At 39.8% G+C, this 13,353-nt stretch carries 10 protein-coding genes, 2 rRNA genes and 1 other annotated feature (2 of these 13 cut by a window edge); all 12 genes read left to right on the forward strand.

Annotated features, from left to right (window positions below; all coding sequences use genetic code 11):
- A 23S ribosomal RNA gene (locus LZP85_RS19760) occupies positions 1 to 1,472 on the forward strand (it extends 1,463 nt beyond the left edge of the window).
- A gap of 183 nt (positions 1,473 to 1,655) precedes the next feature.
- Positions 1,656 to 1,771, forward strand: a 5S ribosomal RNA gene (gene rrf / locus LZP85_RS19765).
- 201 nt (positions 1,772 to 1,972) lie between these two features.
- Positions 1,973 to 2,434: a CtsR family transcriptional regulator gene (locus LZP85_RS19770; protein ID WP_061784785.1), complete on the forward strand. Its 462-nt coding sequence runs from the start codon at positions 1,973 to 1,975 to the stop codon at positions 2,432 to 2,434.
- A 37-nt stretch (positions 2,435 to 2,471) separates the two neighbouring features.
- Positions 2,472 to 3,011: a protein-arginine kinase activator protein McsA gene (locus tag LZP85_RS19775; protein WP_025909696.1), complete on the forward strand. Its 540-nt coding sequence runs from the start codon at positions 2,472 to 2,474 to the stop codon at positions 3,009 to 3,011.
- Positions 3,012 to 3,015: 4 nt separating this feature from the next.
- Complete coding sequence (locus LZP85_RS19780; protein WP_119542723.1) at positions 3,016 to 4,083, forward strand: protein-arginine kinase McsB; 1,068 nt, start codon at positions 3,016 to 3,018, stop codon at positions 4,081 to 4,083.
- Between the two features lie 20 nt (positions 4,084 to 4,103).
- Positions 4,104 to 6,545 carry an ATP-dependent protease ATP-binding subunit ClpC gene (clpC, locus tag LZP85_RS19785; RefSeq protein ID WP_119542722.1) on the forward strand — a complete coding sequence of 814 codons (2,442 nt, stop codon included), beginning with the start codon at positions 4,104 to 4,106 and terminating at the stop codon, positions 6,543 to 6,545.
- A gap of 123 nt (positions 6,546 to 6,668) precedes the next feature.
- Entirely contained in the window at positions 6,669 to 8,048 is a 1,380-nt protein-coding gene (radA, locus tag LZP85_RS19790; protein ID WP_094913094.1) for a DNA repair protein RadA, read from the forward strand.
- Between the two features lie 5 nt (positions 8,049 to 8,053).
- Positions 8,054 to 9,130 (forward strand): DNA integrity scanning diadenylate cyclase DisA, encoded by a 1,077-nt coding sequence (gene disA, locus LZP85_RS19795; protein WP_078988977.1) that lies wholly within the window; start codon positions 8,054 to 8,056, stop codon positions 9,128 to 9,130.
- 142 nt (positions 9,131 to 9,272) lie between these two features.
- Complete coding sequence (locus LZP85_RS19800) at positions 9,273 to 10,370, forward strand: PIN/TRAM domain-containing protein (protein WP_206783136.1); 1,098 nt, start codon at positions 9,273 to 9,275, stop codon at positions 10,368 to 10,370.
- Positions 10,371 to 10,395: 25 nt separating this feature from the next.
- Positions 10,396 to 11,085 (forward strand): 2-C-methyl-D-erythritol 4-phosphate cytidylyltransferase, encoded by a 690-nt coding sequence (gene ispD / locus LZP85_RS19805; RefSeq protein ID WP_119542721.1) that lies wholly within the window; start codon positions 10,396 to 10,398, stop codon positions 11,083 to 11,085.
- A gap of 12 nt (positions 11,086 to 11,097) precedes the next feature.
- Complete coding sequence (gene ispF / locus LZP85_RS19810; protein WP_025909703.1) at positions 11,098 to 11,577, forward strand: 2-C-methyl-D-erythritol 2,4-cyclodiphosphate synthase; 480 nt, start codon at positions 11,098 to 11,100, stop codon at positions 11,575 to 11,577.
- A 101-nt stretch (positions 11,578 to 11,678) separates the two neighbouring features.
- A complete protein-coding gene (gene gltX / locus LZP85_RS19815) occupies positions 11,679 to 13,136 on the forward strand; it encodes a glutamate--tRNA ligase (protein WP_234561902.1) in 1,458 nt (485 codons plus the stop codon).
- 34 nt (positions 13,137 to 13,170) lie between these two features.
- Positions 13,171 to 13,353 (forward strand) — a binding site (T-box leader); it runs 41 nt beyond the window's last position.

Here is a 13,353-nt window from a genome sequence, read left to right on the forward strand (position 1 = left end):
GAGTAATGGGGGGACGCAGGAGGATAGAGTAAGCGCGCTGCTGGATATGCGCGTTCAAGCAGTTAGGCTGATGAGTAGGTAAATCCGCTCATCATAAGGCTGAGCTGTGATGACGAGGGAAATATAGTACCGAAGTTCTTGATTCCACACTGCCAAGAAAAGCCTCTAGCGAGGCGGGAGGTGCCCGTACCGCAAACCGACACAGGTAGGCGAGGAGAGAATCCTAAGGTGATCGAGAGAACTCTCGTTAAGGAACTCGGCAAAATGACCCCGTAACTTCGGGAGAAGGGGTGCTCTGGTAGGGTGTATAGCCCGAGAGAGCCGCAGTGAATAGGCCCAGGCGACTGTTTAGCAAAAACACAGGTCTCTGCGAAGCCGCAAGGCGAAGTATAGGGGCTGACGCCTGCCCGGTGCTGGAAGGTTAAGAGGAGGGGTTATCCTTTGGGAGAAGCTCTGAATCGAAGCCCCAGTAAACGGCGGCCGTAACTATAACGGTCCTAAGGTAGCGAAATTCCTTGTCGGGTAAGTTCCGACCCGCACGAAAGGCGTAACGATCTGGGCACTGTCTCAACGAGAGACTCGGTGAAATTATAGTACCTGTGAAGATGCAGGTTACCCGCGACAGGACGGAAAGACCCCGTGGAGCTTTACTGTAGCCTGATATTGAATTTTGGTACAGCTTGTACAGGATAGGTAGGAGCCTGAGAAGCCGGAGCGCTAGCTTCGGTGGAGGCGTCGGTGGGATACTACCCTGGTTGTATTGAAATTCTAACCCGCAGCCCTGATCGGGCTGGGAGACAGTGTCAGGTGGGCAGTTTGACTGGGGCGGTCGCCTCCTAAAGAGTAACGGAGGCGCCCAAAGGTTCCCTCAGAATGGTTGGAAATCATTCGTAGAGTGTAAAGGCACAAGGGAGCTTGACTGCGAGACCTACAAGTCGAGCAGGGACGAAAGTCGGGCTTAGTGATCCGGTGGTTCCGCATGGAAGGGCCATCGCTCAACGGATAAAAGCTACCCCGGGGATAACAGGCTTATCTCCCCCAAGAGTCCACATCGACGGGGAGGTTTGGCACCTCGATGTCGGCTCATCGCATCCTGGGGCTGTAGTCGGTCCCAAGGGTTGGGCTGTTCGCCCATTAAAGCGGTACGCGAGCTGGGTTCAGAACGTCGTGAGACAGTTCGGTCCCTATCCGTCGTGGGCGTAGGAAATTTGAGAGGAGCTGTCCTTAGTACGAGAGGACCGGGATGGACACACCGCTGGTGTACCAGTTGTCTTGCCAAAGGCATCGCTGGGTAGCTATGTGTGGACGGGATAAGTGCTGAAAGCATCTAAGCATGAAGCCCCCCTCAAGATGAGATTTCCCATAGCGCAAGCTAGTAAGATCCCTGAAAGATGATCAGGTTGATAGGTCAGAGGTGGAAGCACGGCGACGTGTGTAGCTGACTGATACTAATCGATCGAGGACTTAACCAAATTAGAAAAGCGAAGGCGACTGTTGAATTGTGAAAGGCGTTGGAGCTTCTGATAGGGGAAACCGCTCTTTGGTTTCAATAACAGAAGTGAAACGACCGAACAATTAGGAGCTGTAGCTAGACAGTAAACTTAGTACTCAGCGAAAAATGTTATCTAGTTTTGAGAGAATAATCTCAAAACATGTCTGGTGGCGATAGCAGAGAGGTCACACCCGTTCCCATGCCGAACACGGAAGTTAAGTTCTCTAGCGCCGATGGTAGTTGGGACTTTGTCCCTGTGAGAGTAGGACGTTGCCAGGCATATTTAAAAGGATTAGCTTATAGCTAGTCCTTTTTTTATTTCTCATTAATTTCAATAAATGACGTTTTGAACCTTATTTTAGTGGAAACCATAAAAGTAAGGCAAAACTTATCAAACTACATAGTTGAAATTTTTTTCATTTCCTTTTATATTTAACTTAATAAGGTCAAATATAGTCAAAGTCAGAAGGAGGGTGCAACGTGCCAAATATCTCTGACATCATTGAACAGTATTTAAAAGAAGTGCTTGAATTAAGTGACAGAGAAATTGTTGAGATTAAACGTAGCGAAATTGCCGATCAGTTTCAATGTGTTCCATCTCAAATCAATTACGTTATTAATACGCGCTTTACGATTGAAAGAGGTTATGTGGTTGAAAGTAAGAGAGGTGGAGGTGGCTTTATCAGAATTGCTAAAGTCCGAACTCATAATGCTTCTCATTTATTTCAACAAGTCATCGATCTTATCGAATCTCAAATTTCACAGTCATATGCTGAAAGCGTCATTTTTAGGTTAGTTGGAGAAAAAGTCATTACGGAGCGAGAAGCTAAGATAATGCTTAGCGTTATTCATCGATCTGTTATTGACCTTGAGCTACCATATCGTGATGAACTTCGAGCGAAATTACTAAAAGCTATGTTGAATTCATTAAGGTATCGCTAATTGAATTGATTTTATGTAGACAGGGAGAGATGGTTGCATGATTTGTCAGCAATGTGAGATTCGACCTGCAACACTTCATTTTACGAATGTAGTGAATGGGAATAAGACAGAAGCACACCTTTGCGAACAATGCGCTGCAGAGAGTGGGGATGTATTTTCTATATCATCTCAGCAAGGCTTTTCAATTAATAGTCTATTAGCAGGACTATTAAATTTTGAACCTTCTGCTACAGGTCCGAATACAATTAAAAATGAACCACTACGTTGCCCTACATGCGGAATGACGTATCATCAATTTTCTAAAGTTGGTCGGTTTGGCTGTTCAAACTGCTATGAAACCTTTGAACAACCACTTGTTCCGTTTTTGAAGAGGTTACATGGGGGGAATTATTTACATCATGGTAAAATTCCAAAGAGAATTGGAAGTAATCTTCATTTAAAAAAGGAATTACAGGCTCTGAGATTGAATTTAAAGGAGTATATTGAAAAAGAAGAATTCGAAAAAGCTGCAGAGCTTCGAGATGAAATTCGCTTATTAGAGAAAAAAATCAATAACTCTACGGGAAAGGAGATATAGCCGCATGTCTGAACTATTCTTCACAAATCCCGTAAGCTCTTGGATGAAACAAGAAGCACCGGACTCTGATATTGTACTAAGCAGCAGAATTCGTCTAGCTAGAAATTTAACAAATTTTCTTTTTCCTACAATGTTAGTAAAAGAAAAAGCTGATGAAATTGTAAACAATTTTGATCAAGTGTTTGAAGAAATAAGGAAAATGGAAGAGTGTGAATTATCTTCTCTAAAAATGAGTGAGTTAAAGCCACTGGAGAAACGAGTACTGGTGGAGAAGCATTTAATCAGTCCTCAATTATCTGAATCTAATTCAGGGGCTTGTTATTTATCAAAGCAAGAAGATTTAAGTATTATGGTTAATGAAGAAGATCATTTACGCATACAATGTTTATTTCCAGGTCTTCAATTATCCGAAGCATTAGAACGAGCTAATGAAGTAGATAATTGGATTGAAAATCGCGTGGACTACGCTTTTGATGAACAAAGAGGCTATTTAACGAGTTGCCCAACGAATGTTGGTACAGGGCTTCGTGCCTCGGTTATGATGCATGTACCTGCATTGGTTATGACTCGTCAAATTCATCGAATTATTCCTGCAATTAATCAATTAGGTTTAGTTGTAAGAGGAATTTACGGAGAGGGTAGCGAAGCATTAGGTAATATCTTTCAAGTTTCTAACCAAATTACGTTAGGAAAATCTGAAGCTGATATTGTATCAGACTTGAATAGTGTTGTAACACAATTAATTGCTCAAGAAAGATCTGCCAGAGATGCATTATTTAAAACGTCTCATTTAGAGTTAGAAGATCGCGTTCATCGCTCATATGGAGTATTAGCTCATAGTCGCATAATTGAATCTAAAGAAGCGTCTCAGTGCTTGTCAGATGTTCGATTAGGGATTGACTTAGGCTATATTACAAACATATCCAAAAATATTTTGAATGAACTCATTATTATGACGCAGCCAGGCTTTTTACAACAGTATTCAGGCTCTGCGTTAGATGCCCATGAACGAGATATTAAAAGAGCTACCTTAATTAGAGATCGCCTTAGTAATATTAAAAATATAGATTAAACGTGGAGGGTGACAGCCGTATGATGTTTGGAAGATTTACAGAGCGTGCACAAAAAGTATTAGCGTTAGCACAAGAAGAAGCTTTACGACTTGGACATAACAATATTGGAACTGAACATATTTTATTAGGTATTGTACGTGAAGGTGAAGGTATTGCTGCAAAAGCATTATCTGCATTAGGGTTAAGCACAGAAAAAATTCAAAAAGAAGTCGAAGCTCTTATTGGAAGAGGTCAAGAGTTAACTCAAACAATTCATTATACACCTCGCGCTAAAAAAGTAATTGAACTTTCAATGGATGAAGCAAGAAAATTAGGTCATTCGTATGTGGGAACTGAGCATATTTTACTTGGATTAATTCGTGAAGGTGAAGGCGTAGCTGCTCGTGTACTTAATAATTTAGGAGTGAGCTTAAATAAAGCTCGTCAACAAGTATTGCACCTGTTAGGTAGTAACGAAGCTGCTTCTAGTCATCAAGGTGGTGGAACTTCGAATGCAAATACACCAACCCTTGATAGTTTAGCTCGTGATTTAACAGTGGTAGCACGTGAAGGAAGTCTAGATCCAGTTATTGGGCGTAGCAAGGAAATCCAGCGTGTTATTGAAGTGTTGAGTCGTCGTACAAAGAATAACCCAGTTCTTATCGGTGAACCAGGTGTAGGTAAAACAGCAATCGCAGAGGGATTAGCACAGCAAATTGTTAACAACGAAGTGCCGGAGATTCTTCGAGATAAGCGCGTTATGACCCTAGATATGGGAACCGTAGTTGCTGGAACAAAATATCGTGGTGAATTTGAAGATCGTTTGAAAAAAGTAATGGATGAAATTCGTCAAGCTGGTAATATCATTCTATTTATTGATGAGCTGCATACATTAATCGGTGCTGGTGGTGCAGAAGGGGCAATTGATGCTTCAAACATTCTAAAACCATCCTTAGCACGCGGTGAATTACAATGTATTGGTGCTACTACTTTAGATGAATACCGAAAATATATTGAAAAAGATGCAGCTTTAGAGCGTCGTTTCCAGCCAATTCAAGTTGATGAGCCAACCCTAGACGAATCTATCCAAATTTTAAAAGGCTTAAGAGATCGTTATGAAGCTCATCACCGCGTATCAATTTCTGATGAAGCTATTGAACAAGCAGTAAAATTATCTGACCGTTATATCTCAGATCGCTTTTTACCAGATAAAGCAATTGATTTAATTGATGAAGCTGGTTCAAAAGTTCGCTTACGTTCATTTACGACGCCGCCTAATTTGAAAGAGTTAGAGCAGAAGCTAGAGTCAATCCGAAATGAAAAAGATGCTTCTGTCCAAAGTCAGGAGTTTGAAAAGGCTGCATCATTACGTGATACAGAACAACGCTTAAGAGAAGAATTAGAAGAAACTAAAAAAGCTTGGAAACAAGAGCAAGGTAAAGAGAATTCAGCTGTTACAGTAGAAGACATCGCGATGGTTGTATCTAGCTGGACTGGAGTGCCGGTTTCGAAATTGGCTCAGGAAGAATCAGAGCGTTTACTAAACATGGAAGAGATTTTACACTCTCGTGTCATTGGCCAAGAAGAAGCTGTAAAAGCAGTGGCAAAAGCTGTTCGTCGCGCAAGAGCAGGCTTGAAAGATCCAAAACGTCCAATAGGCTCATTTATTTTCTTAGGACCAACTGGTGTAGGTAAAACAGAGCTTGCTCGTGCTTTAGCTGAATCAATGTTTGGTGACGAAGATGCGATGATTCGTATTGATATGTCAGAGTATATGGAAAAACACTCGACTTCTCGCTTAGTAGGTTCTCCTCCAGGATACGTTGGATATGATGAGGGTGGCCAGTTAACGGAGAAAGTTAGAAGAAAGCCATACTCTGTTGTATTACTAGATGAAATTGAAAAAGCGCATCCGGATGTATTTAACATCTTATTACAAGTTTTAGAAGACGGACGCTTAACTGATTCAAAAGGTCGCACTGTAGATTTCAGAAACACAATTCTAATCATGACTTCAAATGTTGGTGCAGATACGTTAAAACGTAACAAGCATCTTGGATTTACGGTTGAAGCAGAGGGTCAGGATTATAAGGATATGAAAGGGAAAGTTATGAGTGAGATGAAGCGTGCTTTCCGCCCAGAGTTCCTAAACCGTATTGATGAGATTATTGTGTTCCATTCGTTAGAGAAACCGCATCTAGCTGAAATTGTAAAGCTAATGGCTGATCAATTAACTAGACGCTTAAAAGAACAAGAAATTGAATTGGAATTAACAAAGGCAGCAATTGATAAGATTGCAGAAGAAGGGTTTGACCCAGAGTATGGGGCGCGTCCTCTACGTCGAGCAATCCAAAAGCATGTTGAAGATCGTTTATCTGAGGAGTTATTAAGAGGCGTCATTCAAAAAGGTCAAAAGGTAACGTTAGATGTAGAAGGTGAAAACTTTACAGTCAAGTCATCTTCACCGAGCAGTATTAGCTAAAGAATTAAGAACATGTGGGGCATACGACAAAATACGTATGCCTCCATTTTTTATTTACAATGTAAAGATAGTGTACAATAGCATCAAGGACTTTTATAAAGAACGAGGAGACTATACTAAATAATGAGTAAAAGAAAAACAAAGTTTTCATGTCAACATTGTGGGTATGAATCGGCTAAATGGATGGGAAAGTGTCCTGGCTGTGGCAGTTGGAATTCAATGGTGGAAGAAATTGAAGAGACAAAGTCTTCAAGGCGAGGAGGAGCTTTTTCTGGCGCAACGTCTACAAAGGTGCAAAAGCCTCAATCCATTACGAGTATTGAATCAACGACTGAACCAAGGATATATACAAAGTCACCCGAGCTAAACCGTGTTTTAGGTGGAGGGATTGTTAGAGGATCACTAGTCTTAATTGGGGGAGATCCTGGTATTGGTAAATCAACTTTGTTGCTACAAACTTCAGCTCAGTTAGCTATGAACAAGCATAAGGTGCTTTATATATCTGGTGAGGAATCAACAAAGCAAACAAAGCTAAGAGCAGATCGCTTAGGTATTAAAGCGGAAGATTTGTATGTGCATGCAGAAACAAACTTAGAGTCAATCACAGAAGCTATCTCAAGTATGAATCCAGAACTTGTTATCATTGATTCAATTCAAACAATTTATCACGGTGACGTTACATCAGCGCCCGGAAGTGTTTCTCAAGTACGCGAGTGTACAGCAGAGTTAATGCGAATTGCAAAAACAAACGGCATAGCTATTTTTATTGTAGGTCATGTTACTAAAGAAGGGGCTATTGCAGGTCCAAGGTTACTTGAACATATGGTAGACAGTGTTTTGTATTTTGAAGGAGAACGCCACCATACGTACCGGATTTTAAGAGCAGTAAAAAACCGCTTTGGTTCAACAAACGAAATGGGTATTTTTGAAATGAAGGAAAGTGGTCTAGAGGAAGTGCTCAACCCATCTGAAATCTTTTTAGAAGAACGATCTCAAGGTGCAGCTGGTTCTGTCGTTGTGGCTTCAATGGAGGGTACTCGTCCCGTATTGGTAGAGTTACAAGCACTTATTAGCCCAACAAGCTTTGGAAATCCTAGAAGAATGTCTACAGGACTTGATCATAACCGTGTCTCGCTTATTATGGCAGTGTTAGAAAAGCGAGTAGGATTACTGTTGCAAAATCAAGATGCGTACTTAAAAGTAGCAGGTGGGGTAAAGTTAGATGAGCCAGCTATTGATTTGGCGGTTGCGGTTAGCATTGCATCGAGTTTTAAAGATGCACCTTCAAACCCTACAGACGTAGTAGTAGGAGAAGTTGGATTAACAGGTGAGGTTCGAAGAGTGTCTCGCATTGAACAACGAGTGCAAGAAGCTGTGAAATTAGGATTTAAGCGAATCATTGTTCCTGAAAAAAACTTAGGTGGTTGGAAAATACCAGAAGGCATTGACGTAGTAGGGGTGTCCACTGTGTCAGAAGCGTTACAGTACACGTTAGGAGGTTAAAAAGAATGAATGATGAAAAGATAACAGAGCAAAAGCAAATCTCTGATATTCTAGAATTTGTGGCTCCTGGAACCCCTTTTCGCGATGGTATTGAAAATGTATTAAGAGCTAAGACCGGCGGGTTAATTGTAATCGGGTACAATGATCAAGTGAAAAAGATGGTAGATGGAGGGTTTTCAATTAATTGTGCATTTACACCAGCTCACTTATATGAGTTGGCTAAAATGGATGGAGCGCTTATCTTAAATGACAGTGGTAGTAAAATTTTATTTGCAAATGCTCAATTAATGCCGGATCCATCTACTCCTTCTTCGCAAACCGGTATGCGACATCGTACAGCAGAGCGGGTTGCCAAGCAATCAGGAGTACTGGTTATTGCTATTTCACAGCGTCGAAATGTTATTACGCTGTATAAAGGCTCTTCTCAATATGTATTAAAAGACATTAGCGTTATTTTAGCAAAAGCGAACCAAGCGCTTGGCACGTTGGAGAAATATAAAGCAGTTTTAGATGATTCCATCAATAGCCTAAGTGCTTTAGAGTTTGAAGAACAAGTAACTCATACAGACGTGTTACAATCTTTGCATCGCATTGAGATGGTATTGCGAATTAAAAACGAAATTTTAAGTTATATTAGTGAGTTAGGAACAGAAGGGCGATTAATTCGTCTGCAGATGAATGAATTGTTGTCTCACTTAGAAGAAGAAGCAATTTTGTTAATGAAAGATTATATGTATGATACAAGCGTAGAGCCAACAAAAGTAATTGAAAAGATGCAACAGCCATCTAATAATGTATTGCTAGATGACCAAACTCTCTTACGGCTAATGGGTTATCCAATTTATACGAGCTTTGAAGAGGGAGTTGTTCCGAGAGGATATCGAATGCTTCATAAAATTCCGCGACTACCGTCTATTATTATCGAGAACTTAATTGAAGAATTAGGCGACCTCAAGGCTATTACAGATGCAACTGTTCAGGAGCTTGATGAAGTAGAGGGTATCGGTGAAATACGTGCTCGTAAAATTCAACAAGGACTAAAGCGACTGAAGGAACAACACTTGCTAAACCGTCAGCTCTAGGATATTAATTGACTTTTTAATCTTGATTAGGATATTGTGAAAATACTAATAGAGGGACATTTTGTTTACAAATTATGTTTTCAATTAAATAAAAGGTTTCAATCATTGTAAACTGTTTATAATGATAAAGGGAGGTGATGGCGTGTTAAAACGTTTTGTTCAATTGTTTTTTATCATAACAGGTGGTACATTAGGAATCTTTCTTATCCCAGAACTTATTGAATTATTAAGTCTAAAAGATATTGCATTATTAGACAAGTCATACATTCACGCCCCTTTAGGTGCAATTCTCTTTTTTGTCATAACATTCTGGTTAGTAGATTATGTTGTAGGCTTTATTCGCCGCATCGAAGAGTCTCTTGTAAAGGCACCGGTAACAGATGTTTTATTTGGGAGTTTAGGCTTAATATTAGGGTTAATTGTTGCCTATTTAGTTGGTACGTTTCTTGGGAAAATTCAGCTACAGGTAGTTAGTACAGTTTTACCAATCTTTTTAAGTATTTTATTAGGTTACTTAGGCTTTCAAGTAGGGTTTAAAAAGAGAGATGAGTTGGTCAATGTTTTTTCGATACCTACTCGTATTGGTAAGAAAAAAGGTTCGGAAGAAGAGCAAGAGAATAATCAATCCTTGCAGTCTTTAAAAATTTTAGATACAAGCGTTATTATTGATGGACGTATTGCAGATATATGTCAAACTGGTTTTTTAGATGGAACCATTGTCATTCCTCGATTTGTGTTAGAAGAGCTTCAGCATATCGCAGACTCATCAGATGTTTTAAAGCGCAATAGAGGTCGTCGAGGTCTTGATATCTTAAATCGAATTCAAAAGGAATTGTCTATAAAGGTAGAGATTTACGAAGGTGATTTTGAAGATATTCAAGAAGTAGATAGTAAACTTGTAAAGTTGGCAAAAGTTACTTCGGGTCTCGTCGTGACAAATGATTTTAATTTAAATAAAGTATGCGAACTGCAAAATGTAGGGGTTTTAAATATTAATGACTTAGCAAACGCAGTCAAACCAATTGTTTTACCAGGAGAAGAAATGAATGTACTTGTCATTAAAGACGGTAAGGAACACAATCAAGGTATTGCCTACTTAGACGATGGTACAATGATTGTTGTAGAAGAAGGCCGAAACTATATCGGTAAGCAAATCGATGTACTTGTGACAAGCGTACTTCAAACATCAGCTGGTCGAATGATTTTTGCTAAGCCCAAGCTCTTAGAAAAAGCCCTCTAATTTTCAGCTATAAGGGAGAAGGAACATGCAATACGATGTAATTGTTTTAGCAGCAGGACAAGGTAAGCGAATGAAAGCAGGGCGAAATAAGCAATTTCTATTAATTCGAAATGTACCTCTTCTTGTTCATACGCTAAATATATTTGAAACTGATCATACATGTAATAGCATTATTTTAGTTATTAATGACCAAGAACTAGAGGATATTACATCACTTTTAGAGCAATATCCGATGCGTAAAGTTACGGCAGTGGTGTCGGGTGGTCAAGAGCGCCAACATAGCGTGTATAATGGGTTGAAAGCCCTTAAGCTGTCTAATGTGGTTCTTATACATGATGGTGCTAGACCATTTGTGAAGCATCACCATATCCACAAACTTGTAGAAGAAGCGGCAGTTAAAGAAGCGGCAACTTTAGGCGTTCCTGTTAAAGAGACGATTAAGAAAGTAGAAAACAACATCGTAGTGGAAACGATTGAACGCTCTAGCTTGTGGTCTATTCAAACCCCACAAGCTTTTCTTTCGTCTACCATTCAAAGAGCTCATAACGTAGCAAAAGAAAACGGTTATCTAGGAACAGATGATGCAAGCTTAGTGGAACAGCTAGGTCAGGAAGTAGCAATTGTACAAGGAGACTACGATAATATAAAATTAACAACACCAGAAGACTTAATTTATGCAGAAGCTATTTTAACAAAGTTGGAACAAAACAACTAAGAGGTGAAGGAAATGAATATACGTGTTGGACAAGGATTTGACGTTCATCAATTTGCAACGGGACGTCCATTAATCATTGGAGGGATTGAAATCCCATATGAGAGAGGATTACTAGGACATTCTGATGCTGATGTACTTCTGCATACGATTGCCGATGCACTGTTAGGAGCAATAGCTCAAGGGGATATTGGAAAGCATTTTCCGGACACAGATCCAGAGTTTAAAGATGCAGATTCAGCTAAGCTTTTACAACATGTGTGGAAACTAGTGAAAGCAGAAGGTTATGCGCTCAGCAATGTAGATTGTACAATTATTGCACAGAAACCTAAGATGGCACCGTACATCCAGCCAATTCGAGAGCGTATTGCCGAACTATTAGAAGCTGAAGTGTCACAGATTAATGTTAAAGCAACGACGACAGAAAAATTAGGCTTTACTGGTCGTGAAGAAGGAATTGCTTCACAAGCCGCGGTGTTAGTATATCAAAAATAACCCAGAGTCTTTAACAGAATTACATTTGGTGATAAAATTAATAATGTCGAAAAATAATAAATTACATACTTACGTAAAATAAACTGGAGGTTATCCTACTTATGTCAAAAGAAGTACGCGTTCGCTATGCACCGAGTCCAACTGGGCACCTTCATATCGGAAACGCACGAACAGCTTTATTTAATTATTTATTTGCTCGCAATCAAAACGGTAAGTTCATTATTCGTATTGAAGATACAGATCAAAAGCGTAACATTGAAGGTGGAGAAGAAAGCCAGCTTCGCTATCTAAAGTGGTTAGGCATTGATTGGGATGAAAGTATTGATATCGGTGGAGAATACGGCCCGTATCGTCAATCCGAACGTACAGAAATTTACGAAAAATATACGGACGAACTATTAGAAAAAGGTGCAGCTTACTATTGCTACTGTACAGAAGAAGAATTAGAAAAAGAACGTGAAGAACAGACTGAAAATGGTCAAATGCCACGTTACTCAGGCAAATGCCGTAACTTAACAGAAGAGCAGCAAAAAGAATTAGCAGCAGAAGGTCGCAAGCCAAGCATCCGCTTCCGAGTTCCAACGGGTACGGTAGTGAAGTTCAACGATATTGTTAAAGGCGAAGTAGCATTTGAATCCGACGGTATCGGTGACTATGTTATCGTGAAAAAAGATGGCACGCCTACTTATAACTATGCTGTAGCTATTGATGATCATCTAATGGAAATGACGCACGTTTTACGTGGAGATGATCATATTTCAAATACACCAAAGCAAATTATGATTTATAATGCGTTAGGTTGGGAGCCGCCTGTATTTGGACATATGACATTAATTGTAAATGAAAGTCGTCGCAAACTAAGTAAGCGTGACGAGTCCATTATCCAATTTATCGAGCAGTATAAAGAATTAGGTTACTTACCTGAAGCTCTGTTCAATTTTATTACAATGCTTGGATGGTCACCTGTAGGGGAAGAAGAAATCTTCTCAAAAGAGCAGTTTATTGAAATCTTTGATCCTGCTCGTTTATCTAAATCACCAGCATTATTTGATACGAATAAACTTCGTTGGATGAACAATCAATACATGAAGCAGCTTGATTTAGATGAAGTTGTAGATCTATCTCTTCCTCATCTCATAAAAGCTGGCCGTGTAGAAGAACAAATGACGGAAGAACAAACGAAGTGGGTAAAAGAACTAATTGCCCTTTATCAAGAACAAATGAGCTACGGTGCAGAAATCGTGGAGCTAACAGAAATGTTCTTCAAAACAGAAATTGAGTATAATGAAGAAGCGAAAGCTGTACTTGCAGAAGAGCAGGTGCCAGAGGTATTGCAAGCTTTTGCAACGGAAATTGAAGCAATGGAGACTTTTAGTCCCGAAGAGATTAAAGCAGCAACAAAAGCTGTTCAAAAAGCAACAGGTCATAAAGGTAAGAAGCTATTTATGCCAATTCGTGTAGCTACAACGGGTGAAACACATGGACCAGAATTACCAAAAGCTATTTCGCTACTTGGTAAAGCAACAGTTTTAGCTCGTCTAGCAAAAGTTTCTGGTTAACAAATTGGTTTAAAACCCATATAGTTAATATATATTGAAATCGTTGATAAGGAGAAGTAAATAGGCTATCGCTTTTTTAGAGAGGATTACCATCGGCTGAAAGTAATCTATGCGTATACCTATTGAAATGCACCTTAGAGACTTCTGTTGAAAACTGAGGTTAGTAAGCAGGAGCGGGTATCGCCGTTACACGAGATGAGTTGGAGTGCGTATCTGC

Source organism: Priestia flexa (assembly GCF_021441905.1).
In the GTDB taxonomy this organism is placed as follows: Bacteria; Bacillota; Bacilli; order Bacillales; family Bacillaceae_H; genus Priestia; species Priestia flexa.